This is a genomic window from Microbacterium sediminicola, assembly GCF_039531125.1.
In the GTDB taxonomy this organism is placed as follows: Bacteria; Actinomycetota; Actinomycetes; order Actinomycetales; family Microbacteriaceae; genus Microbacterium; species Microbacterium sediminicola.
The window spans coordinates 232,456-255,584 of the sequence record NZ_BAAAPL010000002.1; the positions used below are offsets into that span (position 1 = coordinate 232,456).

Consider the following 23,129-nt stretch of genomic DNA (forward strand, 5'->3'; position numbering starts at 1 on the left):
CTCAACGGCGCACGTAGCGGTCGACGCACCACCACACGATGGCGCCGACGGCTGCGGCCTTGGCGACGGCGATCGCGGCGGTGGCCACCGGATAATCCTTCGCGAAGCGGCGGATCTTGGCGACGGCGACATCCGCCGCCTTCTCCACCTGGAGCGGGACGTTCGACTTGATCTCGATCGCGGCCAAGGCGGCCTTCAACTCCGCACGCGCCCGCTCGACGGGGTCGGTGATCGCGAGGTCGACGGCGGTGCGGGGGATGTCAGATGTCATCACGAACCTCCTTGAAGTCCTTGGCGATCGATTGCACGGGGTTCGTGCGCCGGGTGATCTTGCGGAACTTCAGCACACCGAGCAGCGCGACGATGATCGCGATCACGAGCAACACACCGAACACGACGATCGCCGAGAGCCACACCGGCCACCACGATGACAGACCCGCGATGACGAACGTGCCGAAGACCGGGACGGACCAGAACAAGACGAACAGGGCGATCAGGACCAGCACGACGCCGACACCGGCGTCCTTGCCCGTCTTGCGCGCCCAGTCCTTGGCGGCGTCCACCTCGGCGATGACGAGATTGCGGATCAGCTCGGGGAGCTCTCCGAGGAGGGTGAAAAGGCTGTCGTTCGCGCGATCGCGGAAATCTCCGGGAGCCGTCATCTCAGCCCTCGTCGGTCGCCTTCGCGGCATCCGCGACGTCGTCGACCGATTCCTTGCCCGCCGCGATCGCGGAATCGAGCTTCTGCCCCGGGGTGCCCTTCGCCGCGGCGGCCTTCACCACCTTGACCCCGCTGTCCCACAGCGTGGAGGGGATGGCCATCGCCGTCGACGTGGCGAAGTCCTTCGCCTTGGTGACCTGCTTCTGCACCGGGTCGGTGTTCCAGAGCTTGAGCGCCTGCGACTTCATCTGCTCGTACCGTTCGCGTCCGGCGCGCGTACCCAGCACGTATCCCACAGCGAGTCCGACGACGAGTCCTACCTTGCCCCTCATGGGGTCTCCTCACGCTGGTCGATCGGGTGGTCCTCTCCCAGCGTAGCCCCATCCGGATGCTCCCCCCACAGCAGCGAGACCCGCAGTCGCTCGGACTCGCTGCGCGCCTGGGACACAACGCGTCCGAGCCCCGGACCGGTGACCCATTCTCCGACGACGGCGAGCGCCGGCAGGCGCGCTGCGTGCTGTCGCACGGCCGCACCCGCCTCGAGGCGCCCGGCCAGCGCGGCCGGGGCGGTCTGGACGACACGGGCGCAGTGGATGCCGCGAACCTCGCCGCTCACGTCGAGGAGGACCCGCGCGTGCTCGGTCGCGGCGCGGGTCAGCGCCTCGGCGTCGAAGTCGGCGAGAGGTGAGGGATGCTCGAGGTCACCGTATGTGAGCCGAAGGACCCGGGAACGCCCCCCTTCCCCCCAGCGGGCCGTCTCATCCGCGGCGAGCACCGGCGCGACCGGGGACAGCTCTGCACCCTCGCCGATGTACACGCTCGCGCGCCGGGTCGCCGGAGCCGGGGCGTCGACAACGAGGGTCACGATGTCCTGGACGAGCTCACGGGCGAGCACCGGAGGCAGTTCCACGTCCAGCGACCCCGACACCTCCCGACACGCCACCACGACGGCGTGCGCGGTGAGGGTGTGAGCCCCTTCGGGGGTGATCGCGTCGACGGTCCAGCCGTCGCCCGCGCGCACGGCCGACACGCGGGTATTCGTGAGCACCGTCACCGCGTAGTCGTTCAGGCTCGCCTCCAGCGCGCGCATCAGGCGCGGCAGCCCGCCTCGCACGCCCTGCAACGAGCCATCGCGCGCCGTCTCCGCCCGTTCGCCGACCGCACCAGACAGCGAACCGGTACGGGTGAGCGCCGATCCCAGTCCACGGGCGACGACCTGCACGTCGGCATCGTCCGGCGCCAGCCCATACCGACCGCGGGTGACGGGCGCGACGAGCCTGTCGCGCACCTTTCGCCCCATGCGGGTAGCGACGAGGGCACCGAGGTTGCGCTGCTGGCCGATCGTCAACGGCGGCCGTAGGCGATCCAGATACGCGCGCCAGGTGCCACCCCAGCCGATCACTCGACGGACATCCTCGTCCCAGGGGTTGGCAGGGATACCCGCGACCGAGCCGCGCGGAACGGGGACGACGCCGGCCTCGATCGCCAACCACTCCGCCTCGTCCGCGGGAGAGATGAGGTCGTCACCGAGGCCGAGCTCGCGGGCGAGGAGCGAGACGTCACCGTCCGCGCCGCCGGACCACGCGGTCGCGCCGAGTCCGACCTCCACTCCCCCGACCTCGACGGCTCCCAACTGGCCGCCGAGCCGAGCGGACTGTTCCACGAGGGTGACCTGCACGCCGACCTTGGCGAGCTCGCGGGCCGCGACCATCCCGGCGATACCGCCACCGACCACGACGACGTGCTCCGAGCGCGCGTGCTCGATCAGTCGGGCGAACGCAGACTCAGCCATCCCTCTATCCTCGCATCGTGGAGTCAGAGGCAGCAGCGTGAAAAACTGGGAGTATGACGCTGCAGATCACCGGAGATGACGCCGCCGACCTCCTGCTCACCCACGACCCGCTGGCGCTGCTCGTCGGGATGCTTCTGGACCAGCAGGTGCCGATGGAGGCGGCCTTCGCCGGTCCCCGCAAGATCCGGGACCGCATCGGGTCGCTGGATGCCGCAGCCCTCGCCGGCTTCGCGCCGGATGCCTTCGTCGAGGTCTTCAAGACCACCCCTGCCGTGCACCGCTTCCCCGGATCTATGGCCGGGCGCGTGCAGGCGCTGTGCGCGGCGGTAGTCGAGGACTGGGACGGCGATGCCGCGGCGATCTGGACCCGGGGCGGCCCGGACGGCGCCGAGGTGCTGAAGCGGCTGAAGGCACTGCCGGGGTTCGGGGAGCAGAAGGCGAAGATCTTCCTGGCCCTGCTCGGCAAGCAGTACGGGTACGCGGGTGAAGGATGGCGCGAGGCATCCGCCCCCTACGGCGAAGAGGGCTCGTTCCGCAGCGTCGCCGACATCGTCTCCCCCGAGTCGCTGGCCAAGGTGCGCGAGCACAAGAAGGCGATGAAGGCCGCCGCCAAGAAGGCCTGATCCGCCCCGCTACGGGACCGGCAGCTTCGCGAGTCCGTGCAGGAGCGGCTCGGTGCGACCGGCGAAGCACACCCGGATCCACCCCTCTCCCGAGGGGCCGAACGCGGAACCCGGCGCCACGGCGACGCGCTCGGTCATGAGGAACGACTCCGCCCACGCGCTGACATCACCCTTCGAGGCGTGCGAGACGTCGATCCAGAGGTAGAAGGCCCCACCCGGGACGAGGTAGCGGATGCCACGGGCGTCGAGCAGAGCGCGGGCCGCGGCGAGGTTCGCCTGATAGTGCGCGACGGCATCGGCGACGGCATCCTGCGGGCCTTCGAGTGCCGCGAGCGCCGCCCACTGCGCGGGCTCGTTGACGCAGCTGATCGTCGCCTCCTGCACCTGCCGTGCCGCGTGCGCGAGCCCCGGGGGTGAGACGAGGTAGCCCACGCGCGCGCCGGTGAGACCGTAGGTCTTCGAGAGCGAGTAGACGCTGAGCGTCCGCTCGGGTGCGATCGTGGCGGCGCTCGTGAACCCGCCGTCGTAGGAGAGGTATTCGTACACCTCATCGCTGATGACCCACAGATCATGGCGCGCGGCGAAGGCGAGGAGCTCCCGCATCGTGGACTCGCCGAGAACGGTGCCCAGCGGATTCGAGGGGCTGTTGATGAGCAGCGCCTTCGTCGACGGGGTGACCAGCGCTTCGAGATCCGAGAGCTGCGGGATGAAGCCATGCTCCGCGTGGAGCGGGTAGCGCACCGGTATGGCGCCGACAAGACGGGGCGCCATCGCGAACGTCGCGTAGCCCGGGTCGGGAACGAGGATCTCATCGCCGGGCGCGAGCGCCAGAGTCATCGCCAGGAACAGCGCCTGCGAGCCGCCCGGGGTGACGTTGATCTGGTCGGGATCGACCGCATACCCGTTGTCGCGGGCGAGTGTGGTGACGATGGCCTCGCGCAAGGGAAGGATGCCGGAGTTGGCCGTGTAGGCCGTGGCATCCCGCTCCCAGGCCGCCGCCCCCGCGGCGAGGATGTGCGGGGCGACCGGCAGCTCCGGCTCACCCACCGCGAGGAACGTGACCCCCTCGATCGCCTGCGCGAGCTCGAAGATCCGGCGGATGCCGGACTCCGGGACCCGCCCCGCGATCGGCGACAGGTCGGGCACGGCTCAGGCGCCGCGGAGGCGCTCGGAAAGGTAGGCGTCCAGGCCCGCGAGCGGCACGCGCTCCTGGGTCATGGTGTCGCGGTCGCGCACGGTCACGGCATCGTCTTCGAGCGAGTCGAAGTCGACGGTCACACACAGCGGCGTACCGATCTCGTCCTGACGGCGGTAGCGGCGGCCGATCGCGCCGGCGTCGTCGAAGTCGATCGCCCAGTGGCCGCGCAGCTGGTCGGCGACCCGGCGCGCGAGCGGCGACAGGGCCTCGTTGCGGGACAGCGGCAGCACGGCGACTTTGACGGGCGCCAGGCGCGGGTCAAGGCGCAACACGGTGCGGGTGTCGGTGCCGCCCTTGGCGTTGGGCACGGACTCCTCGTCGTAGGCATCCACCAGGAACGCCATCATCGACCGGGTCAGGCCGAACGAGGGCTCGATGACGTACGGGATGTACTTCTCGCCCGAGGCCTGGTCGAAGTAGGTCAGGCTCTGCCCGGATGCCTCGGTGTGGCTCTTGAGGTCGTAGTCGGTGCGGTTGGCGACCCCCATGAGCTCGCCCCACTCCTTGCCGGCGAAGCCGAAGCGGTACTCGACGTCGATCGTGCCGGCCGAATAGTGGGCACGGTCCTCTGCCGGCACATCGAACTGGCGCATGTTCTCGGGGTCGATGCCGAGGTCGATGAACCAGTTCCAGCACGCCTGCACCCAGTGGTCGAACCACTCGTCGGCCTCGGCCGGGGGCGTGAAGAACTCGATCTCCATCTGCTCGAACTCGCGCGTGCGGAAGATGAAGTTGCCGGGGGTGATTTCGTTCCGGAACGCCTTGCCCACCTGGCCGATGCCGAACGGCGGCTTCTTGCGCGAGGCGGTGAGCACGTTCGTGAAGTTCACGAAGATCCCCTGTGCCGTCTCGGGACGCAGGTAGTGCAGACCCGACTCGTCATCGACGACGCCGAGATAGGTCTTCACGAGGCCCGAGAACGCCTTGGGCTCGGTGTACTGGCCCTTGTTCCCGCAGTTGGGGCAGGGCACGTCGGCCAGGCCGTTCTCGGCCGGGCGACCCTTGCGGGCCTCGAAGTCTTCGATGAGGTTGTCGGCACGGAAGCGCTTGTGGCACTGCAGGCACTCGACCAGCGGGTCGGTGAAGGTCGCAACGTGACCCGAGGCCTCCCACACCTTCGAGGGCAGGATGATCGAGGAATCCAGCCCGACCATGTCGCCGCGGCCGCGCACGAAGGTCTGCCACCACTGACGGCGGATGTTCTCTTTGAGCTCGGTGCCCAGCGGTCCGTAGTCCCACGCCGACCGGGACCCGCCGTAGATCTCGCCCGCTTGGAAGACGAACCCGCGGTGACGGGCGAGGGCGATGACTTTGTCGAGGCGAGACTGCTCGGCCACGGTGGCTCCAATGGTCGGGGGTGAAAAGCGCGCAGGCGGCGCCTCCCACAGGGCGCCACGGCATCCCTCGATTGTATCTGCGGCAGCTGCCGTGCCGTTCTCAGGCGAAGCCGCACCACTGGGCGACCCAGGTGAGGATGCGGCCCTTCATCTCGTCGGGGACGGGGAGCTCGATCGTGCCACTCTGGCCGTCGACGGTGACCTCGAACGGGAAGATCGTGCCGCGCTTGTCCTCCTGCACGGCGTGGGCGTCGCAGCGGAAGGGCAGGATCGGCAGCTCGACCAGGGTCGGGGCAGCGTCACTCGCGCTTGTGACACGGATGTCGAGCGGGAGGACGACGCGGTCGGCATCCACGTCGTCACCGACCAGGAGCAGGTTGGTGCTGCGGATCGCATCGATGGTCGCGTCAGCGGCACCGGTCGGCCTCACCTCCAGCACCAACGTGGACGCCTCGCCCGGCGCCGCGGGGAGGAAGTCGGTGAAGGCGAGCGAGACGGCCTCGGCCACGCGCCGGGCCCGGCACTCCCGCTCGTGGAGCCCCGGCAGGAACCCGAGGGTGTCAGGCGCGGCCAGTGTCGCGGTGTGGGCGACACCGCCGACCTCGTAGTCCACCGTGACGGTCGTATCCGCGACATCCCCGACATCGCAGGCCATCTCTGGCAGCTGCACCCGGATGCCCACCGCGGCGCCCGGTGCGATGCGGCTCGTCCGATCGACCACCCGCGCGGCCTCCCCGTCGAAGCGCGGATCTTCGACCACGACCTCAGCGACCTCGATCTCGGTATCCCCGTCATTGACCACGAGAATCTGCGCCTGGCGGAGCGCGACATCCGATCGCTGTTGCTCGATGGAGGCGGTGATGCCGGTGGGTGACGGGGCGGCGCAGCCGACAAGAACGACAGCGAGCAGCGCCGCGACCGCGCCCCCACGCCTGACCCTGCGCCCCATGCCCCGATGCTAGAGGCGCAGATCACGCGCGGGAACTGCGGCGATTAATCGGGGATGACGGCGACGCCGGCGATCTCGATCATGGCGTCGTCCTGCCAGAGGCGGGTGATGCCGATTCCCGCCATGGCCGGATAGTGCGCGCCGGCCAGCTCCCGCCAGACGGCGCCGATCTCGCGCCCGTGGGCCTGGTAGTCGGCGACATCGGTGAGATAGATCGTGACGCTCACCAGATCCTCAGGCTTACCCCCTGCCGCGGCGAGCGCCTCCAGCAGGTTGGAGAACGCCTGACGGAACTGGGCGACGATCCCGCCCGGGACGATCGCGCCGTCCGCCGTCATCGCCGTCTGGCCCGCGAGGTGGACGCTGGAACCCGGAGCGGCGACAACCGCATGGGCGAATCCCAGGGGCTTGGCCAGGGTGGGCGGGTTCACGAGGGTGTGCGACATGGATGTCTCTCCTATTGAAGTTGTGAAGCTCAGACCGCAGCGGCGACGTTCGGCCGCCAGCGGGGCGGGACCTCGACGACAGTCTCCTCGGCCCGCAGCGTCAGGCGGGGACGCACGGCGTCGGTGCGAGACGTCGGGGGCTTGCGCCGTCCGGCACGGAAGGGCAGCGGCCAGGAGACACCGGCACCGCGGTAGTCCTGCTCGGCGGCCGCGTGCAAGGTCCACTGCGGGTCGTACAGATGCGTGCGCCCCAGCGCGCAGAGGTCCGCGCGTCCGGCGAGGATCAGCGAGTTCACGTCGTCGTACGACGAGATCGCACCGACCGCGATGACCGGGATGCCGCGGCGAGCGGCCACGCGGTTGCGGATGGCGTCCGCGAACGGGGTCTGGAAGCTGCGACCGTACTGCGGCTTCTCGTGCCCGACGACCTGGCCGCTGGAGACGTCGATCGCGTCGGCGCCGTGGCTGATGAAGGCATCCGCGATCGCGACGGTGTCATCGATGTCGATGCCTCCCTCGGCCCAGTCGACCGCCGACAGACGCACGGTGAGCGGCTTGTGCTCGGGCCAGACCGCGCGGACGGCGTCGAAGACCTCCAGGGGGTAGCGCAGACGGTCCTCGAGGGTGCCGCCGTAGGCGTCGGTGCGCCGATTCGACAGCGGCGACAGGAACGACGACAGCAGGTAGCCGTGAGCGGCGTGTATCTCGAGCAGGTCGAACCCGGCGGCGTCGGCGCGGCGCGCGGCGCCGACGAACTCGGCGGTGAAGGCATCCATGTCTTCGTGGGTGACCTCGCGCGGGGTGACGCTGCCGTCCTTGTAGGGGATGGCCGAAGGGCCGACCGGCTCCCAGCGGCCCTCCTCGAGGGGCTCATCGATGCCCTCCCACATGAGCCGTGTCGAGCCCTTGCGGCCGGAGTGGCCGATCTGCGCGCCGATCTTGGCATCCGAGCGGGTGTGGACGAAATCGACCACCTTCGCCCAGGCGACCGCCTGTGCGTCGGTGTAGAGGCCGGTGCACCCGGGGGTGATGCGACCGGTGGCGGAGGTGCCGATCATCTCGGTCATGACCAGCCCCGCCCCGCCCATCGCCTTGGAACCCAGGTGGACGAGGTGGAAGTCGTTGGCGATCCCGTCCGTGGCCGAGTACATGTCCATGGGAGACACGACGACCCGGTTCGCGAGCTCGAGTTGACCGATCTTCACCGGCTGGAACATCGCCGGCGCCTCGCGGCCCCCGTCGACGGATGCCGCGAAATGACCGTCGATCCGCGCCGCGAATTCGGGGTCGCGCACCGCGAGATTGTCGCGCGTGATGCGGCGCGAGCGGGTGATGAGGTTGAAGGTGAACTGCACCGGATCCTGATCGACGTATTGCCCGATGTTCTCGAACCACTCCAGGCTCGCCTGCGCGGCCCGCTGCAGCGAGAGCACGACCGGGCGACGGGTGGCGTCGTAGTCCTCGAGCCCGGCCTCGACGGTGTCGGTCTCGGTGAGGGATGCCGCAAGCGCCAGAGCATCCTCGAGTGCGAGTTTGGTACCCGAACCGATGGAGAAGTGGGCCGTGTGTGCCGCGTCCCCGAGGAGGACGACGTTGCCGCGGTGCCAGCGGTCGTTGCGCACGGTCGAAAAGGTCAGCCAGCGGGAGTTGTTGGCCAGCACCTGCGCACCGTCGAGTTCGTCCGCGAACAGCTCCGCGATCTTCTGGATCGAGCGCTCATCGCTCTGACCGACGGGACGTGACGGGTCATCCCACTCACCGAATCCCGCGCGCTCCCACACGGCCGGGTGCATCTCGACGATGAAGGTGCTCTCGGTCGCCGAATAGGGGTAGCCGTGCACCTGCATACGGCCGTAGTCGGTGTCCTTGATGAGGAACGTGAACGCCTCGAAGGGACGGTCGATCGCCAGCCAGATGTACTTCGACTTGCGGGGGTCCAGCGACGCTCCGAAGTCCTCCGGCCACGTGTTGCGGGTACGGGAGTTCAGCCCGTCGGAGGCGATCACGAGGTCGTACTCCGCCGAGAGCTCTTCGACGGGTGGCGCGACGGTGCGGAAGTGCATGTCGACGCCGAGCGCCGCACAGCGTGCCTGCAGCAGTTCGAGCAGGCGCTTGCGGCTGAGCGCCGAGAAGCCCTGGCCGCCGACACGCAGCTCCTCGCCGCCGACATGGACGTCGATCTCGCTCCAGCGCGCCATCTCGGCGGCCATCCCCGAGAAGAAGTCGGGGTCGGCGGCCTGGATGCCCGCGATGGTCTCGTCGCTGAACACGACGCCGAACCCGAACGTGTCATCGGGGGCGTTGCGCTCCCACACGGTGATCTCGTGAGTCGGATCGAGCTGCTTCATGAGGGCGGAGAAATAGAGACCTGCCGGTCCTCCGCCGATGACGGCGATGCGCACGTGGGTGCTCCTTCGCGTGTGATGGTGTCGGGGATCAGATGGCGGTAGCCGGTAGCCGGCGGATCATGCCCTGCTGGGCGACCGTGGCGATATGTGTGCCGGATGCCGAGAAGAACTCGCCCTGCACGAGGGCGCGTCCATGGGTGTGGGAGACGAGACGCAGCTCGCACAGGATCCACTCGTCCAGCGCTGCGTCCTCGTGCAGCCACAGGGAGTGGTCCAGGCTCGCGGTCACGAGACCCGGGTCTGTCCAGGACCAGCCGTGCACGCGCAGCGCCGGCTCGAGCATCGCGTAGTCGCACACGTAGACGAGGGCCAGTCGATGGATGCCGGGGTCATCGCCGAGCGGCTCGTTCGCCCGCATCCACAGCCGCACCTCGCCCGCGGGCTCGCCGGCAGGTGAGGTGTACAGCGCGGTGTCGATATGCCGCAGGTCGAAGCTGCGGCCGTCCGCCCAGTACTCGATCGATGCCGTCGGGGCACCGTCGGTGCGCTCACGCACGGACGGAAGGGAGTCGGGTTCCGGCGCGGGGCGGGGGGACGCCCCGACAGCCGGACCCTCTTCACCCACGTGGAACGAGAAGAGTCCTGACAGCACGATCTTCTCGCCCTCGAGGGCAGTCACTCGGCGCGACGAGTACGAGCGTCCATCGCGCAGCACGTCGACCTCGTAGCGCAGCGTCGCCCCGATCGCGGCGGGCGCGACGAACAGCGAGTGGGCTGCGTGGAGGGTTCGATCCTCACCGACGGTGGCCGTCGCCGCGGCGGCCGCCTGCGCCAACAGGTCGCCGCCGTAGGACTTCGGCCACGGCACCGGCTGCGTGACGGCCACGAAGGCGTCACCGTCCGCCGTCAGCGCGACCGCGTCGAGGAATCCGGATGCGGTACTCACGCGCCGATGTCGGTGAGGTGCTCGAGCCGCAGACCGAGGTCGGTGACACCCACCGCGAGCGGCGCGAGCGCGGCGAGGGCGGCCGCACGGGTGGAGGGGCCGAGGTCTTCGCGCGCGGCGAAGGCCTTGAGCTCGTCGTAGAGGCGCACAAGCTCGGTCTCGGCGGCGGTGAGCTCGTTTCCGAGCAGATCGGTCGTCATGTCGTGGATCTCCTTTGTCTGCGCGGTCTCAGCCGACGGGGCGCAGGTCGCTCAGCCGACGCGCCTTGAGTTCGAAGCGGGGCAGCTCGCCGGCGGAGCGGCGATTGATGAGGAAGCGCAGCCCCTCGTGGCCGTCCGCGAGTTCGGTCTGCAGCGCCCGGGAGAGGTCGTCCCAGCCGGCGTCGGCGAACGACTCGATGGTCTCGACGTGCAGGGTGATCTCGTCGCGGATGCCCTCGCGGGTGATCTCGACCTGGAACTCGTCGACCTCGGCGAACTGACGCACGATGCCCTCGATCGCACGGGGGTAGACGTTCGTGCCGCGCACGAGCTTCATGTCATCGACGCGGCCGAGGATGCCGCCCTCGTAGATGTCGAACGTGCGCCCGTTGCTCGCCGCGGTGTGCGGGATCTTCACCACGAGGTCCTTCGTGCGGTACCGCAGCAGGGGGATCATGCTGCGCCCGAACGAGGTCGTGACGCGCTCGCCGGCCTCGCCGTAGGGCAGCTCCTCGCCGGTCTCGGGGTCGATGACCTGCTCGATGAAGTGGTCCTCGATGATGTGGCATCCACCGGGCTGATCGGCCGGTTCGAACATGAAGATCGTCGAGATCTCGGTCATGCCCGCGGTGTCGAAGACCTTGGCTCCCCACTGCGCCTCGATGAGTGCCCGAGTCGCGGCCGGTGTCGGCTCGCCCGAGAGGATGATGATGCGCACCGGCGAGTTCGGCAGATCCAGGCCCAGCGTCTCGGCCTCCTGCGCCATCCGCAGCGCGTAGGTCGGCGTGGATGCGACGACCGTGACGCCGAAGTCGATGATCTGCTTCACTCGCGCGGGCGTCGTCTGCGCGCCGCCCGGGATCGTCAACGCACCGAGTTTCTCGAGCCCGTTGTGCAGACCCCAGAACCCGATGAAGGTCCCGTAGCCGAAGGCGACGTAGCCGATGTCGTTCGGGCGGACGCCCGCGCCCCACAGCGAGTAGCACCACATCTCGGCGGCCCACGACCAGTCCTTGCGCGAGTCGAGCGCGCGCAGCGGCGTCTTCCCGCTCGTGCCGCTGGTGGTGTGCAGGCGGATGGCGGCATCGGGGCCGGCAACGGGAAGCTCGCCGTACGGCGGATGGGCCGTCTGGCTCTCCATCCACTCCTCCCGGGTGAGGAAGGGGATGCGCTGGATGTCGTCCCAGGCCTTCAGCTGATCGGGGGCGAATCCGGCGGCGGCGAAGGTGCGCTGGTAGAAGGGGCTGCGCGCGGACGCCCACTCGGTGATGCGACGGAGCTTCGCCAGCTGGAGGGCGCGGAGCTCCTCACGCGGCAGCGTCTCGGTCTTCGGGTTCCAGTACGGGGACGTGTGCATTTCACCTCGGCTCGGAGGGGCGGAAAGTCTTCGCCCCGAATGTATCGCTTGAGTGACGCTCGTCACTTTTCTGGCATGTAAACATCTCGTTTCACCACTCCGGAGCACAGCAGAAGACCCCGCGACCGAGGCGTGGGCCTCGCTGACGGGGTCTGCTGTGACGTGTGGAGCGCGCGCTCTCGGCTAGTGGAGCACCGCCGAGAGGAACGCCTTCGTCCGGTCGCTGCGAGGGGTGTCCAGCACCTGAGCGGGCGGACCCTGCTCGACGACGCGGCCGCTGTCCATGAACACGATCCGATCGGCGACCTCACGCGCGAAGCCCATCTCGTGGGTCACGACGACCATCGTGATTCCGCCCGTCAGTGCCAGATCCTTCATCACGGCGAGGACTTCTCCCACCAGTTCGGGGTCGAGCGCGCTCGTCGGCTCGTCGAAGAGCATGACCTTGGGGCGCATGGCCATCGCGCGTGCGATCGCCACCCGCTGCTGCTGCCCGCCGGAGAGCTGCGAGGGGTAGTGGTCCTCCTTGCCCGCCAGACCGACCCGGCCCAGCAGCTCGCGTGCATACGCCCGCGCCTCGGCCTTGTTCTCCTTCTTGACCTTGATCGGCGCCAATGCCACGTTCTCGACGGCCGTCATGTGGGGAAAGAGATTGAAGTGCTGGAACACCATGCCCACTCGCGTGCGCTGATCGGCGGCATCACGCTCATGCAGCTCGTGCAAGCGGCCGCGGTGCATGCGGTAGCCCATCAGGTCCCCGAGCACCTCGACGGAACCGGTGTTGATCTCTTCGAGGTGGTTGATGCAGCGCAGCAGGGTGCTCTTGCCCGACCCCGAGGGCCCGATGAGACAGACCGTCTCGCCGGCGGCAACCTCGAGGTCGATGTTGTAGAGCACCTGCGAGTTGCCGTACCACTTGTCCATATCGGAGACGCGCACCACGGGCGCCGCCAGCTCTGCGGTCGCGCTCATCGCTCGGCCACCTTTCGCTCGAGGAAGAACTGCGCAACCGAGAAGACCGCGATCACCAGCAGGTACCAGATCGTGGCGACGATGAGCATCTCGATCGTGCGGAAGTTGAGGCTGCTCAAGCCGAGGACGACCGTGAGCAGATCACCACCGGCGATGACCGACACGATGGCGGATGCCTTGAGCATCCCGATGAACTCGTTGCCGAGCGGCGGAACGATGATCCGCAGCGCCTGCGGCAGAACGATGAACTGCAAGGTCATGCCCGAGCGCATGCCGAGCGCTTTGGCAGCTTCGCGCTGGCCGCGTCCCACTGCCAGCAGACCGCTTCGCACGATCTCGGCCATATATCCCGAGCCTGCGAGTGCGAGCCCGAGGATCGAGGCGATGAAAGGGCTGACGACGTCCGCCGTCGCGACGTCGAGGAACGCGCCGCCGGTGAACGGGTTCGGGATGACGATCCGCTTGAAGAACAGGCCGAGGTTGCCGAGGAAGATCAGCAGGACGATCAGCGGAATGCCGCGGAAGATGAAGACCCAGCCGGCGGCGAACCAGCGCATCACACGACTCTCGGCCATGTACATGACCCCGATGACGACCGCGAGCACGAGCGCGAGCACCATCCCGACGATGGTCATGACCATCGTCACGCCGAGACCGCGCAGGACGTTGGGGTTGAAGAGATATTGGGCGACGATTCCCCAGTTGAAGTTGGGGTTGGTCGCGAAGCTGTAGATGAGGCCCAGGATGAGCAGGACGACGATCGTGGCGCCGATCCCGCGGCCGTAGTGGCGCACGGGCACGACGTTGAGTTTGGCCGGTCGTGATGGAGCTGGCGAGGACGCGGGGGCGGTCGTCACGGACTTGTCGGACATGGAACCTCGTTATCTGGAAAAGCATGAGGGCCGGGAGCGTCGCCGCTCCCGGCCCTCAGAGATCACTCGGACTCGCCGGGGGCGATGCCGGTGTAGGGGTTGATGACGACCTCGTCGACCGTGACGGCCGCGGCTCCCACGCCCCACTCGTCGAGGACCGCCTGGTAGCTGCCGTCTTCGATCGAGATGCGCAGGGCGCCGGCGAGCGCCTCGCTCAGGCCCGGGTACTCCTTGGAGACCGTGATCGCGGTGAAGGTCTCGGGGACCTCCGTGATCAGGACCACCGAGAAGAGGCCGTCGGAGGCGTCGGCAGCACCGTACTGGCTGGTGGTGTTGTCCATCCACGCGTCGACCGTTCCGGCCTGGACGGCGCTGATGGCGGCCGTGGCGCCCTGGTACTCGGCGAGCTCGATTGCCGGCTCACCGTTGGCCTCGCAGTACTCCGCGCTGACGGAGGCGACCTCTTCGGACTGAGTGGAGCCGACCGGAACACCGACCGACAGGCCACACATCGAGGCGAGGCCGTCGATGCCGTCCGCGTTCTCAGAAAGCACGAGCAGCGATTCGGTGTTCTTGAAGAACGGGATCTGGTCGTACTCCGACGCCTCACGCTCGGCGGTGTCGGTGACCTGACCCCACAGGGCGTCGACGACGCCGGAGAGAACGCCGGGCAGCTGGGCGGGCCACTGCATGTTCTGCCACTCGGGCTCGAGTCCGAGGATCGGCGCGACGATCGCGGCCAGGTCGGGGGCGATGCCGACGGCGACGTTGGTGTCGGCCTCGTCGACGCTGATCATGGGAGGCGTCTCCCACAGCGCGCCGAGCGAGAGGACGCCGGAGTCGGCGATCTCGGCGGGCACGAGGGCGGCGAGCTCTGCGTCGACGACACCGGTGTCGGCCGTAGCGGTGTCAGCAGGCTCCGAGGTGCCGGTGCACGCGGAGAGCAGGGCGGCGGTGGACAGGATCGCCAGCGAGGTCAGAGCGACCCGGGAGCGACGTGATTTCGGAAGGTGGATTCCGGCCATGGGTGTTCCCGTCAGGTGAGGTGCAGCGTAGTTGGTGCGGCGACATCGGGTGATTCGCCACTTCATTTCTAGGCGGCGTTTGTAACCGACGCGTTTCCCACGGTTTCCACTCGCGTTTCATTTTGTTGCCTGTCGTCACGATTGCGTTAGATCATCAGCGTCGTGAGGTAGACAAGAGTGGTCTCATCACCACAAGGAGAATCATGTCGTACGACCGGCTGAAGCGCGGACACTATTGGGCGGGGGCCGACCTCGGCATCGCCATCCTCGACGGGGACTTCCCCGCTCCCATCGGAGACGTGAGCAACATCCGCAGCTATGACTTCCCGGTCCAGTTCGACCTGCTGCCCGGCATCAACGGCCCGGACCTCTTCTGGGACAAGCGCGAAGACATCTCCGCCGAGCTGATCGCCTCGACCGAGCGCCTGGCCAAGAGGGGAGCGCGGATCGCCTTCACAGGCTGCGGGATGTTCGGTCAGTATCAGAGCGAGATCGCCGCGTCATCACCGATTCCCGTGGGAACGTCAAGCCTGCTGCAGGTCGCCCTCGCCCTGCGCGTCATCCGCCCCGAGCAGCGTGTGCTCGTGCTCGCCGTCGGTTCGGAGTGGGTGCGCTCCGAGCACCTGCTGGACTGCGGCGTCCACCCCGACGAGCTCGGTCGTGTCGCGGTGCACGGCATGCAGAACGCCACGCACTTCCTCGGCAACCTCATGGGAGAGATCGAGCAGTTCGACCCCGCGATCGCCGAGGCCGAGGTGCTGGATGCCCTCACCGCCGCGCTCGAGAAGGAGGACGGCATCGGCGCGATCGTGTTCGAGTGCACGAATCTCGGCCCCTACACATCGGTCGTGCGGGAACGCTTCGGCCTCCCGGTGTGGGACGCCATCTCCATGGCATCCTGGCTGGCCGCCGGCGTCGACACCCCGACCTCGCGCTGAGTTCTCACGGGGATTCAGCCCACGCGAATCGCCCGTGCGACCACGTCGAACGCTGAGGAGTGCGGGTCGATCACGTCGTAGTGGTCAGCCTCGGGCAGCACCGTGATACCCCCGCGCGGTGCGCTGCCACCGGCCATGCCGCCGCCATGGTCACGATCCAGACGTCTCGCGTACGCACGGGAATAGTCAACCGGCACCTCGTCGTCGCGTTCGCCATGGATCAGCACGACGTCGCACGCAGGAACGGGAAGGCGCATCGGATCGATCGCCGCCACGCGTGCCGTCGACGGATCGTACTCGCCCAGCAGCTCGGCGACAGCGCCGTTCGACAGCCGAGCCGCGTGTGCGGCGGCAAGGTCCAGAACCCCCGCGAGGCAGACCACCCGACGCGGAGCCGTGGTCGCTCCGATCGCACCGAGCACGGCCAGATGCCCCCCGGCCGAGTGTCCCACCACCACGGTCTGCGACGCCCCGACACCGAGCGATGCGGGCACGCGCGCGAAGATCGCGGCGACATCCTCGAGGGTGCCGGGGACACCTCCGCCGGGCTCGCCGACGCGACGGTACTCGGGCAGTGCAATCGTCATCCCCGTCCTATCCGCGAGTGCGGCAGCAAGGCATCGCAGATGCACACGATCGTAGGCGGCGCGCCAGAAGCCCCCGTGGAGCACGACCGCCAGACCCGAGGGTTCCCCGACAGGGTCGAACACGTCCACGACGGCCGACGCTCGCGCGTCATATGCCAGCGTGCGATCGGGCGGCGGCGCGGGCCGCTCGAGCACGTGCACGGCCTGTCAGTCCTGTTGCATCGAGCGGAAGCCGGAGCGATGGAAGACGAGCGGGTTGAGCTCGGGATTCAGCCCCAGACCGTCGACCTGGAGCAGCACCATATGGTGATCGCCGGCGGGCACCTCGGAGTAGATCGAGCACTCCAGCCACACGGGAGAGCCCGTGAGGAACAACGCTCCGGTCTCGGCGATGTGCACATCCACACCCTCGAACCTGCGCGCGCGGTCCTTGGACGCGATCTGGCGAGCGTACGGCTCGTGATCAGAGGCCATGACAGAGATGCCGATGCTCTCCGCGCGGCGGATGACGGGCCACGTCTGCGACCCGTTCTGCACGGCGAACGACACGAGCGGCGGCTCGAGCGAGACCCCGACGGTGAACGACGACGCGATGAGCGCCTCGTTCACACCGTCGACGACGGCCCCGATGCAGGCCACCCCCGAGGGGAACAGCGCGAACGTCTGCCGCAGCAGTTGCGGGTCGGGAAGCTTGCGTTCCAGTGTCATCGGTCACTCCTCGAGGTGGCGGCAGTGAGTTCTTCGGCGATAGCGACGATAGCCCGGCGAACCTCGGCGAACGAGGTCGACAGGGGCGACATCCCCAGACGGATGCCTGTCGGGGGGCGGAAATCGGGAATGACGCCGCGCTCCCACAGCGGCGCGATGAGCGCGGGGAAGGCCGGGTGATCGATCGTGATGTGGCCCCCACGCACGGCGGGGTCACGGGGCGAGGACAGCGTCACGCCGAGGGGCGCGAGGATCTCGTCGAACAGCGCGATCGCGTACTCGGTCAGCGCGACGGACTTCTCACGGATCGCCTGGATGCCCACTTCCCCGATCAACTCCAGAGAGACGGTCAGCGGCACCATGGCCAGCACCGGCGGGGTCCCGCTCACGAAACGACGGATGCCGGCAGCCGGCTCGTAGTCGGGACCCATCAGGAACGAGTCCCTGACCCCCATCCACCCCTGGATCGGCTGCACGGCGGACCCGATGTGTTCGGCTCGCACGTAGAGGAACGCGGGCGATCCGGGACCGCCGTTGAGGTACTTGTACGTGCATCCGGTGGCGTAGTCCACGCCCCAAGCGTCGAGCTCCAGCGGCACAGCACCCACCGAGTGGCACAGGTCCCACACCACGAGCGCGCCGGCGGCGTGCGCCGCTGCGGTGATCCGAGGGATGTCGGCGATGTAGCCCGAACGGTAGGCGATATGGCTGAGGACGACCACGGCCGTGTCGGGCCCGAGCACCGCGTGGACGTCGTCGACGCTCACACCGGTGGCGGGATCAGGATCGATCCAGTCGATCTGCGCGCCGGTCTCTGCGGCGATGCCCTGGACGACGTAGCGGTCGGTCGGGAAGTTCGCGCGATCGATGACGATGCGCGAGCGGTCGGGACGCGCGGCGAGCGCTGCGCGGATCAGCTTGTAGAGCGAGACGGTCGTCGAGTCGGCCACGATCGTCTGTCCCGGCGCGGCGCCGAGGACGGCGTCGGCGATTCTGTCTCCGACGGCGAGCGGCGAGGCGAACCAGCCTTCGTCCCACCCGCGGATCAGCCTCGTGCCCCAGTCCTCGGAGACGAACTGCGCCAAGCGGTCGGCGACGGCGCGCGGCGGCCGGCCGAGCGAATTCCCGTCGAGATAGACGATGCCCTCGTCCTCGGCCGCGACGAACCGGTCGCGCATCGGCGCGAGGGCGTCAGCGGCGTCGAGGGCGGTGGCATCCGGGATCGTGACGGTCATGGCTGTCCAATTCTCGTGCGCACTTCGAACAGCTCGGGGAAGAAGGTGAGTTCGAGCGCGCGCTGCAGGAAGCCGACGCCGCTCGAGCCTCCGGTGCCCCGCTTCATACCGATCGTGCGCTGCACGGTGCGCAGGTGACGGAAGCGCCAGAGCTGGAAGTTCTCCTCGAGGTCGACGAGCTCTTCACACGCCTCATACGCCTCCCAGTTCTCCTCCGCGTTCTCGTAGATCGTCGTGAAGACATCGCACAGCTCGTCGTCGAAGACGTGGGCGACGCTGACATCCCGCGCCAGGAGCCGCTCCGGGATCGGGTGGCCGTGACGGGCGAGGTAGCGCAGGAACTCGTCGTAGAGGCTGGGGGCCTCGAGCGCCGCCGTGAGCATCGCGGCGTTCTCAGGCTCACCGTCGAACACGCGCAGCATCTTGGCGTTCTTGTTGCCGAGCAGGAATTCGACGGCCCGGTACTGCGCCGATTGGAATCCCGAGGAGTTGGCGAGGCTGCCGCGGAACTGCGCATACTCGGTGGGCGTGAGGGTGGCCAGCACCGACCACTGCTCGATCAGCGTGCGCTGGATGTGCTTGATGCGCGCAATCTTCTTGAGCGCGTCGCCCAGGTCATCGGCGGCCAGCGCCGCGCATCCGGCACGCAGCTCGTGCAGGAGCAGCTTCAGCCACAGCTCGGTGGTCTGGTGCTGGATGATGAACAGCATCTCGTCGTGGTGCTCGGGTGAACTGAGCGGTCGCTGCGCGTTCAGCACCCGATCGAGCTGCAGGTAGGAGCCGTAGGTCAGCTTCTCCCTGAGGTCGGTCACGATCTCAGACTCGAGCTCTCGCGTGTTGGTTTCGACGGTCATCCCGCCTCCTTCTGGTCTCGCCCGGGGCAGCCCGGGCGCCGCATCGGGGCTCAGCCCTCGATGACGTCGACGATGTACTTCGTGAAGTCCGGCGCCGCCGCCGCGGCCGACTGGATGAACTCCGTCCACTCGAGCACGTGAGGCTGCTGCACGTGCGCGAGGTGAGACTCGGAGGGCTCCCAGATCTCGAGCAGGCGCAGGTAGTTCTCGTTCTCGGCGTTCCAGGAGAGGTTGTACTCGACGCAACCCTCCTCTTCGCGGCACTTCGCCGCGAAGACGGCGGCCTTGGCGGTCACTTCTTCTTTGCGCGCGGGGTCGACGAGGATTCCGCCGTAGACGTAGAGCATGGTGTTCCTTTCGGGGTGCAACTCGGGTGGGGGATGTGCAACTCGGCGAGGAGAGTGACAACTCGGCGAGATCACAGAGGGACGGTGAGGTGTGGGGGCTAGAGCAGGCGGCGGAGTTCGGGGAGGACGTCCTCGCCGAGGATCTTCAGCGCCTCGAAGCCGTTGGGGCCCATGGGCGGCCCGAACGAGATGTGTCGGGCACCGGCGGTGATGAGAGCACCGCACTGGTCGATGACATCCGAGACGCCGCCGACGATGCCCAGCCTCATCATGTCGTCGGTGACCGAGTCGATCGCGTCTTCGACCTGGCCATCGTTCATCAGAGCCTGCGTCCGGGCGAACTCCTCGGGGTCGAGGTCGTTGGCCAGCAACGCGTCGGTCGACAGCGACCCGCTGTACTCGGCGATGTGGTGCGCCATCAGACGGCGCGCCTTGTCACGGTCGTCGTCGATCGACACCCACACGCAGGCCGCCACATCCAGCTCGTCGACCGACCGCCCGGCTCGGGCAGCGCCGACGTCGAGCTGGCGCATGACGTTGAACACGTGGGTGGGGGGAAGACACAGCGGCAGCGCACCGTCGGCGTACCGTCCGGTCATCTCGATCATCTTCGGGCCGAGCGCGCCGACGTAGACCGGCGTGGGGCGCGGATCCTTGAGGACGGCTTTGGCCGTCCACCCCCCTCCCGCCCCCGGCACGCCGGCGGGGCAACGCCCGGCCACGAGCTCCTTGATCGCGACCACGGCTTCGCGGGTGCGCACGACGGGCTTGTCGGGTGTGATGCCCGCCCAGGAGAAGAACACCTCGGAACCGGCACCCAACCCGAGGAGGAACCGACCATCCGACAGGTCTTGCAGGCCCGACGCGTACTGGGCGATCTGCGCCGGGTGGATCGTGACGGGGTCCATCACACCGGAGCCGAACCTGATGCGACTCGTGCGCATGGCGATTGCCGCGAGCTGCACGAGACCCGGCGTGCCGAACACGTCGTTGCCGGTCCAGACCTGGTCGAAGCCGAGCTCCTCGGCGAAGACGGCACGGTCGGCCATGTCGCTCACACCGACCGGCGCACCGATGCGTGCGCTGAAGGTCGCCTCGCGGGTCATGCGCTCACCTCCGGTGCCCGAGAGAGCGTCATCCGCAGTGCCTCCGGCGGGTCGGGGCACTGGACGACGGGGCTCGAGTCGAGCCAGGCATCCACGTCATCGGAGTCGATGCGCCCGTTGATCAGCGGCAGCACCGAGGCGACGGCGAAGTAGCAGAAGTGGGCGCCGTCGGGCATCCGAAATCCGTCCGGGCCGACGTCGAACCAGTCGCCCTCCTTCATCCCGCACGCCGAGTAGTTCATCGACGACACGGTGCAGCGCACGGTGCGGCTCATGACACGACCTCCTGGGTATCGACGTCGTCGGTGTCGAACCCCTCGACGCGCATGATGAGGTTTTCCCGGGCGTCCGGACCGCAAATCCACGGCTTGCGGATCAGCCAGCTGTCGGCGGGAAGCGGCGACTGGCGCATTGTGACCACGGGAAGCACTGCGGCCAGCGCGTACGGGCAGAAGGTGCCGCCGTCGGGCAGCGTCAGCGCCGTGCCGTCGATCTCGAAGCTGTCGCCGACGCGGCCGGCTCCGGTCACCTCGTCGATCTTCTCGACCACCACCCGCACCCGCTCGCTGCCGGGAAGCATGGGAGTGGTCACAGCGCGCCTGCCGCCCAGCCGGCCTCGTCGGCGATCGTGGTGCCCTGCTCGGGGTGCTGCATCGCGGCGGTGGCGAGCGCGCCGAGGTGCACGCGGCGCGTCCCGGCGTGCGCGAGTGCACCCAGACCATCACGGACGACGCGCTGGATGGCGTTGCGATCGAGGATGTAGCTGGCCGCCGCGAGCTCGGTGCACAGGTTCAGCACGCGACGCAGCGCCGCTCCGGCCACTGCGTTGGCCGCGGTCATGCGTGCGCGCTGCACATCGGTGAGCATCGCGCCGGGAGTGAAGAGGACCTCATCAGTCAGTCGGCACACCTCACGCACACCGGCGTAGGCGAAGTCGACCTCGCCCATCGCTTCACCGAGCGCCTGGCGCGTCGCGGCATCCACCTTGGCGGGCGCGCTCTGCATCCGGAATCCGATGTACTCGGCCGCAAGCTGCACGGCATGACGGGCGACACCGAGGGCGACACCCGTGAGCGCGACATGCGAGACGCCGACGCTCTTGTCGAGCGGGTCACCCTCGCCCGTGTCGAGCGCTTCTCGATCGAAGCTGTACCGCTCGGGGACGAACGCGCCGGGAGCGGGGATCGAATACGAGGTGCTGCCCGAGCTTCGCACCCCCAGCACCTGCCAGTCATCCTTCACGTCGATGGCCTCACGCGGAAGCCAGAACCCCAGGTGCATCTGCTTGCCGTCGGCTCCCATCACCGGCTCGCCGTTCTCGAACACCTCGGCACCGCCGATGATGTACTCGGCCGTGTAGCTGCCGCTGCCCCAGCCCCAGTCGCCGCTCACGAGGTAGCCGCCCTCGACGCGCTCGGCACGTCCTCGCGGGTGGAAAGCGCCGCTGGTGGGCATGTCGCGCGTCGGGTAGAGCTCGGCGTAGGCCTCGTCGCCGAGTCGGCCGGCGTAGAAGCCGGTGGCGTTCAAGACGCCGACGTTCCATCCGATGCCACCGTCGACGGCGGCCACCAACGCGGTGACCTCGACCTGCTGCACGAGCGACATCTCAACGCCGCCGTGACGCTTGGGAAAGGCCATCTGGAAGACGCCGGCGGCGCGCATCGCGCGTTCTGCGCGCGGGGAGAGGCGGGCGAGTCGCTCCGACTCGTCGGCCTCTTCGGCCAGCAGCGGCAGGATCGCGTGTGTGTTCGCGATGATCGCCTCGGCGCTGTCGGGCGCCTGCAGCGCTGCGATGATCGGGTCGGTCTCGACAGTCGTGTCAGTCATGGTCATGGAGGTTCCTTCCGATGTCAGGCGATGATCGGTTCGCCGCCGGTGATCCACACGGTCTGGCCGGTCAGGTGCGAAGAAGTGGTGAGGTCGGCGACTGTCGCCGCGATCTGAGCTGCCGTCGGGAACTCCCCGAGGGCGGTGCGGGCCAGGAGCATGTCGGAGAGCTCACGGCGGGTCTCGTCGAGTTCGTCGGCGGGGTCGAAGACGCGTCCCGGCGCCACGATGTTCGCGGTGACTCCGGCGCGGCCCTCCTCGGCCGCGAGGTACCGGGTGAGCGTTGTGGCAGCGGCTTTGGCCGCTCCGTAGGCGGAAAAACCCGCATAGGGACGTGACATGAGCGCGCCCGACACGTAGACGAAGCGTCCCCAGCCGGCGTCGCGCATGCCCGGGAGTGCACGGCGGGCGACCGCGGCGAATCCTTGGACCGCGGCCAGGTGCTCGCCCAGGAACTCGCGGTCCAGATCCGCGACCGCGCGCGGGTGCGATTCCACGTGTGCGGTGTCGACGACGACCGTCACGGATCCGCGTTCGGCCTCGACGCGGGCGAAGGCGCGATCGATTGCGTCGTCGTCATTCACATCGATGCGCACCGCGAGTCCATCGATCTCGGCCGCCAGGGCGCGCGCGGCATCCTCGGAGCCGCGGTAGCCGACGGCGACGATCGCGCCGCGGTCAGCGAGGATGCGACAGATCTCGCGCCCGAGCCTCCCGGCTCCGCCGACCACGAGCGCGACGCGGCCCTCCAGTGGTGCGGTCTGCGCAGAGCTCATGTGACGATCCGATCAGAAGTGCGAT

At 68.5% G+C, this 23,129-nt stretch carries 27 protein-coding genes; 2 read left to right on the top strand and 25 right to left on the bottom strand.

The window, feature by feature from the left end:
- Nucleotide 1: 1 nt before the first annotated feature.
- From ABD206_RS09570 to ABD206_RS09585, 4 genes are read right to left on the bottom strand one after another with little or no spacing between them, the layout of a single operon-like run.
- Entirely contained in the window at nt 2-271 is a 270-nt protein-coding gene (locus tag ABD206_RS09570) for a hypothetical protein (RefSeq protein ID WP_344071905.1), read from the bottom strand.
- On the bottom strand, nt 261-662 hold the full coding sequence (locus ABD206_RS09575) for a phage holin family protein (protein ID WP_344071907.1): 402 nt from the start codon (nt 660-662) through the stop codon (nt 261-263). The genes ABD206_RS09570 and ABD206_RS09575 overlap by 11 nt, the downstream gene beginning before the upstream one ends.
- A 1-nt stretch (nt 663) precedes the next feature.
- Nucleotides 664-993, bottom strand: coding sequence for a hypothetical protein (locus tag ABD206_RS09580; RefSeq protein WP_344071909.1), 330 nt, complete (start codon nt 991-993; stop codon nt 664-666).
- Nucleotides 990-2,453, bottom strand: coding sequence for a protoporphyrinogen/coproporphyrinogen oxidase (locus ABD206_RS09585; RefSeq protein WP_344071911.1), 1,464 nt, complete (start codon nt 2,451-2,453; stop codon nt 990-992). The genes ABD206_RS09580 and ABD206_RS09585 overlap by 4 nt, the downstream gene beginning before the upstream one ends.
- 53 nt (nt 2,454-2,506) lie before the next feature.
- Between ABD206_RS09585 and ABD206_RS09590 the strand changes: the two genes are divergently transcribed.
- Nucleotides 2,507-3,076, top strand: a complete 570-nt coding sequence (locus tag ABD206_RS09590; RefSeq protein ID WP_344071913.1) for an HhH-GPD-type base excision DNA repair protein — start codon at nt 2,507-2,509, stop codon at nt 3,074-3,076.
- Nucleotides 3,077-3,085: 9 nt separating this feature from the next.
- Here the strand turns inward: ABD206_RS09590 and ABD206_RS09595 are convergent, their stop codons facing one another.
- The 11 genes from ABD206_RS09595 to ABD206_RS09645 form a co-directional block, all read right to left on the bottom strand.
- Nucleotides 3,086-4,222: a pyridoxal phosphate-dependent aminotransferase gene (locus ABD206_RS09595; protein WP_344071915.1), complete on the bottom strand. Its 1,137-nt coding sequence runs from the start codon at nt 4,220-4,222 to the stop codon at nt 3,086-3,088.
- 3 nt (nt 4,223-4,225) lie between these two features.
- Nucleotides 4,226-5,611, bottom strand: coding sequence for a glycine--tRNA ligase (locus ABD206_RS09600; RefSeq protein WP_344071917.1), 1,386 nt, complete (start codon nt 5,609-5,611; stop codon nt 4,226-4,228).
- Nucleotides 5,612-5,711: 100 nt separating this feature from the next.
- Nucleotides 5,712-6,560: a hypothetical protein gene (locus ABD206_RS09605; protein ID WP_344071919.1), complete on the bottom strand. Its 849-nt coding sequence runs from the start codon at nt 6,558-6,560 to the stop codon at nt 5,712-5,714.
- Between the two features lie 44 nt (nt 6,561-6,604).
- Nucleotides 6,605-7,006, bottom strand: coding sequence for a RidA family protein (locus ABD206_RS09610; protein ID WP_344071921.1), 402 nt, complete (start codon nt 7,004-7,006; stop codon nt 6,605-6,607).
- 29 nt (nt 7,007-7,035) lie between these two features.
- Nucleotides 7,036-9,408 carry a bifunctional salicylyl-CoA 5-hydroxylase/oxidoreductase gene (locus tag ABD206_RS09615; RefSeq protein ID WP_344071923.1) on the bottom strand — a complete coding sequence of 791 codons (2,373 nt, stop codon included), beginning with the start codon at nt 9,406-9,408 and terminating at the stop codon, nt 7,036-7,038.
- 34 nt (nt 9,409-9,442) lie between these two features.
- The gene (locus ABD206_RS09620) at nt 9,443-10,300 is read right to left on the bottom strand and encodes an acyl-CoA thioesterase (RefSeq protein ID WP_344071925.1); all 858 of its coding nucleotides are present in this window, start codon (nt 10,298-10,300) and stop codon (nt 9,443-9,445) included.
- The gene (locus ABD206_RS09625; protein WP_344071927.1) at nt 10,297-10,500 is read right to left on the bottom strand and encodes a hypothetical protein; all 204 of its coding nucleotides are present in this window, start codon (nt 10,498-10,500) and stop codon (nt 10,297-10,299) included. Before ABD206_RS09625 ends, ABD206_RS09620 begins: the two co-directional genes overlap by 4 nt.
- A gap of 28 nt (nt 10,501-10,528) precedes the next feature.
- On the bottom strand, nt 10,529-11,857 hold the full coding sequence (locus ABD206_RS09630; RefSeq protein WP_344071929.1) for a phenylacetate--CoA ligase family protein: 1,329 nt from the start codon (nt 11,855-11,857) through the stop codon (nt 10,529-10,531).
- A gap of 183 nt (nt 11,858-12,040) precedes the next feature.
- Nucleotides 12,041-12,829: an amino acid ABC transporter ATP-binding protein gene (locus ABD206_RS09635; protein ID WP_344071931.1), complete on the bottom strand. Its 789-nt coding sequence runs from the start codon at nt 12,827-12,829 to the stop codon at nt 12,041-12,043.
- Nucleotides 12,826-13,701 carry an amino acid ABC transporter permease gene (locus ABD206_RS09640; RefSeq protein WP_344071933.1) on the bottom strand — a complete coding sequence of 292 codons (876 nt, stop codon included), beginning with the start codon at nt 13,699-13,701 and terminating at the stop codon, nt 12,826-12,828. Before ABD206_RS09640 ends, ABD206_RS09635 begins: the two co-directional genes overlap by 4 nt.
- Before the next feature lie 62 nt (nt 13,702-13,763).
- Complete coding sequence (locus tag ABD206_RS09645) at nt 13,764-14,726, bottom strand: transporter substrate-binding domain-containing protein (protein WP_344071935.1); 963 nt, start codon at nt 14,724-14,726, stop codon at nt 13,764-13,766.
- 203 nt (nt 14,727-14,929) lie between these two features.
- On the opposite strand from ABD206_RS09645, the gene ABD206_RS09650 reads away from it, so the two are divergent.
- Nucleotides 14,930-15,664 carry an aspartate/glutamate racemase family protein gene (locus tag ABD206_RS09650; protein WP_344071937.1) on the top strand — a complete coding sequence of 245 codons (735 nt, stop codon included), beginning with the start codon at nt 14,930-14,932 and terminating at the stop codon, nt 15,662-15,664.
- A 14-nt stretch (nt 15,665-15,678) separates the two neighbouring features.
- Here the strand turns inward: ABD206_RS09650 and ABD206_RS09655 are convergent, their stop codons facing one another.
- The 10 genes from ABD206_RS09655 to ABD206_RS09700 all read right to left on the bottom strand — a co-directional run bounded on the left by ABD206_RS09655 (nt 15,679) and on the right by ABD206_RS09700 (nt 23,104).
- Complete coding sequence (locus ABD206_RS09655) at nt 15,679-16,446, bottom strand: alpha/beta hydrolase (protein WP_344071939.1); 768 nt, start codon at nt 16,444-16,446, stop codon at nt 15,679-15,681.
- A gap of 12 nt (nt 16,447-16,458) precedes the next feature.
- Nucleotides 16,459-16,959: a flavin reductase family protein gene (locus ABD206_RS09660; protein WP_344071941.1), complete on the bottom strand. Its 501-nt coding sequence runs from the start codon at nt 16,957-16,959 to the stop codon at nt 16,459-16,461.
- A complete protein-coding gene (gene kynU, locus ABD206_RS09665) occupies nt 16,956-18,194 on the bottom strand; it encodes a kynureninase (protein ID WP_344071943.1) in 1,239 nt (412 codons plus the stop codon). Before kynU ends, ABD206_RS09660 begins: the two co-directional genes overlap by 4 nt.
- Nucleotides 18,191-19,048 carry a tryptophan 2,3-dioxygenase gene (locus tag ABD206_RS09670; RefSeq protein WP_344071945.1) on the bottom strand — a complete coding sequence of 286 codons (858 nt, stop codon included), beginning with the start codon at nt 19,046-19,048 and terminating at the stop codon, nt 18,191-18,193. The genes kynU and ABD206_RS09670 overlap by 4 nt, the downstream gene beginning before the upstream one ends.
- Before the next feature lie 50 nt (nt 19,049-19,098).
- A complete protein-coding gene (locus ABD206_RS09675) occupies nt 19,099-19,395 on the bottom strand; it encodes a putative quinol monooxygenase (protein ID WP_344071947.1) in 297 nt (98 codons plus the stop codon).
- Nucleotides 19,396-19,493: 98 nt separating this feature from the next.
- The gene (locus ABD206_RS09680; protein ID WP_344071949.1) at nt 19,494-20,501 is read right to left on the bottom strand and encodes an LLM class flavin-dependent oxidoreductase; all 1,008 of its coding nucleotides are present in this window, start codon (nt 20,499-20,501) and stop codon (nt 19,494-19,496) included.
- Nucleotides 20,498-20,776, bottom strand: coding sequence for a TIGR04076 family protein (locus ABD206_RS09685; RefSeq protein ID WP_344071951.1), 279 nt, complete (start codon nt 20,774-20,776; stop codon nt 20,498-20,500). Before ABD206_RS09685 ends, ABD206_RS09680 begins: the two co-directional genes overlap by 4 nt.
- A complete protein-coding gene (locus ABD206_RS09690; RefSeq protein ID WP_344071953.1) occupies nt 20,773-21,093 on the bottom strand; it encodes a TIGR04076 family protein in 321 nt (106 codons plus the stop codon). The genes ABD206_RS09685 and ABD206_RS09690 overlap by 4 nt, the downstream gene beginning before the upstream one ends.
- Nucleotides 21,090-22,334 carry an acyl-CoA dehydrogenase family protein gene (locus tag ABD206_RS09695; protein ID WP_344071955.1) on the bottom strand — a complete coding sequence of 415 codons (1,245 nt, stop codon included), beginning with the start codon at nt 22,332-22,334 and terminating at the stop codon, nt 21,090-21,092. Before ABD206_RS09695 ends, ABD206_RS09690 begins: the two co-directional genes overlap by 4 nt.
- A gap of 17 nt (nt 22,335-22,351) precedes the next feature.
- On the bottom strand, nt 22,352-23,104 hold the full coding sequence (locus tag ABD206_RS09700; protein ID WP_344071957.1) for an SDR family NAD(P)-dependent oxidoreductase: 753 nt from the start codon (nt 23,102-23,104) through the stop codon (nt 22,352-22,354).
- Nucleotides 23,105-23,129: the final 25 nt, after the last annotated feature.

Bases quoted from the DNA above. Each gene is read 5' to 3' on its own strand.
- ABD206_RS09570 (WP_344071905.1), bottom strand. From the start codon at position 271: ATGACATCTGACATCCCCCGCACCGCCGTCGACCTCGCGATCACCGAC.
- ABD206_RS09575 (WP_344071907.1), bottom strand. From the start codon at position 662: ATGACGGCTCCCGGAGATTTCCGCGATCGCGCGAACGACAGCCTTTTC.
- ABD206_RS09580 (WP_344071909.1), bottom strand. From the start codon at position 993: ATGAGGGGCAAGGTAGGACTCGTCGTCGGACTCGCTGTGGGATACGTG.
- ABD206_RS09585 (WP_344071911.1), bottom strand. From the start codon at position 2,453: ATGGCTGAGTCTGCGTTCGCCCGACTGATCGAGCACGCGCGCTCGGAG.
- ABD206_RS09590 (WP_344071913.1), top strand. From the start codon at position 2,507: ATGACGCTGCAGATCACCGGAGATGACGCCGCCGACCTCCTGCTCACC.
- ABD206_RS09605 (WP_344071919.1), bottom strand. From the start codon at position 6,560: ATGGGGCGCAGGGTCAGGCGTGGGGGCGCGGTCGCGGCGCTGCTCGCT.
- ABD206_RS09610 (WP_344071921.1), bottom strand. From the start codon at position 7,006: ATGTCGCACACCCTCGTGAACCCGCCCACCCTGGCCAAGCCCCTGGGA.
- ABD206_RS09625 (WP_344071927.1), bottom strand. From the start codon at position 10,500: ATGACGACCGATCTGCTCGGAAACGAGCTCACCGCCGCCGAGACCGAG.
- ABD206_RS09630 (WP_344071929.1), bottom strand. From the start codon at position 11,857: ATGCACACGTCCCCGTACTGGAACCCGAAGACCGAGACGCTGCCGCGT.
- ABD206_RS09635 (WP_344071931.1), bottom strand. From the start codon at position 12,829: ATGAGCGCGACCGCAGAGCTGGCGGCGCCCGTGGTGCGCGTCTCCGAT.
- ABD206_RS09640 (WP_344071933.1), bottom strand. From the start codon at position 13,701: ATGTCCGACAAGTCCGTGACGACCGCCCCCGCGTCCTCGCCAGCTCCA.
- ABD206_RS09645 (WP_344071935.1), bottom strand. From the start codon at position 14,726: ATGGCCGGAATCCACCTTCCGAAATCACGTCGCTCCCGGGTCGCTCTG.
- ABD206_RS09650 (WP_344071937.1), top strand. From the start codon at position 14,930: ATGTCGTACGACCGGCTGAAGCGCGGACACTATTGGGCGGGGGCCGAC.
- ABD206_RS09660 (WP_344071941.1), bottom strand. From the start codon at position 16,959: ATGACACTGGAACGCAAGCTTCCCGACCCGCAACTGCTGCGGCAGACG.
- kynU (WP_344071943.1), bottom strand. From the start codon at position 18,194: ATGACCGTCACGATCCCGGATGCCACCGCCCTCGACGCCGCTGACGCC.
- ABD206_RS09670 (WP_344071945.1), bottom strand. From the start codon at position 19,048: ATGACCGTCGAAACCAACACGCGAGAGCTCGAGTCTGAGATCGTGACC.
- ABD206_RS09675 (WP_344071947.1), bottom strand. From the start codon at position 19,395: ATGCTCTACGTCTACGGCGGAATCCTCGTCGACCCCGCGCGCAAAGAA.
- ABD206_RS09680 (WP_344071949.1), bottom strand. From the start codon at position 20,501: ATGACCCGCGAGGCGACCTTCAGCGCACGCATCGGTGCGCCGGTCGGT.
- ABD206_RS09685 (WP_344071951.1), bottom strand. From the start codon at position 20,776: ATGAGCCGCACCGTGCGCTGCACCGTGTCGTCGATGAACTACTCGGCG.
- ABD206_RS09695 (WP_344071955.1), bottom strand. From the start codon at position 22,334: ATGACCATGACTGACACGACTGTCGAGACCGACCCGATCATCGCAGCG.
- ABD206_RS09700 (WP_344071957.1), bottom strand. From the start codon at position 23,104: ATGAGCTCTGCGCAGACCGCACCACTGGAGGGCCGCGTCGCGCTCGTG.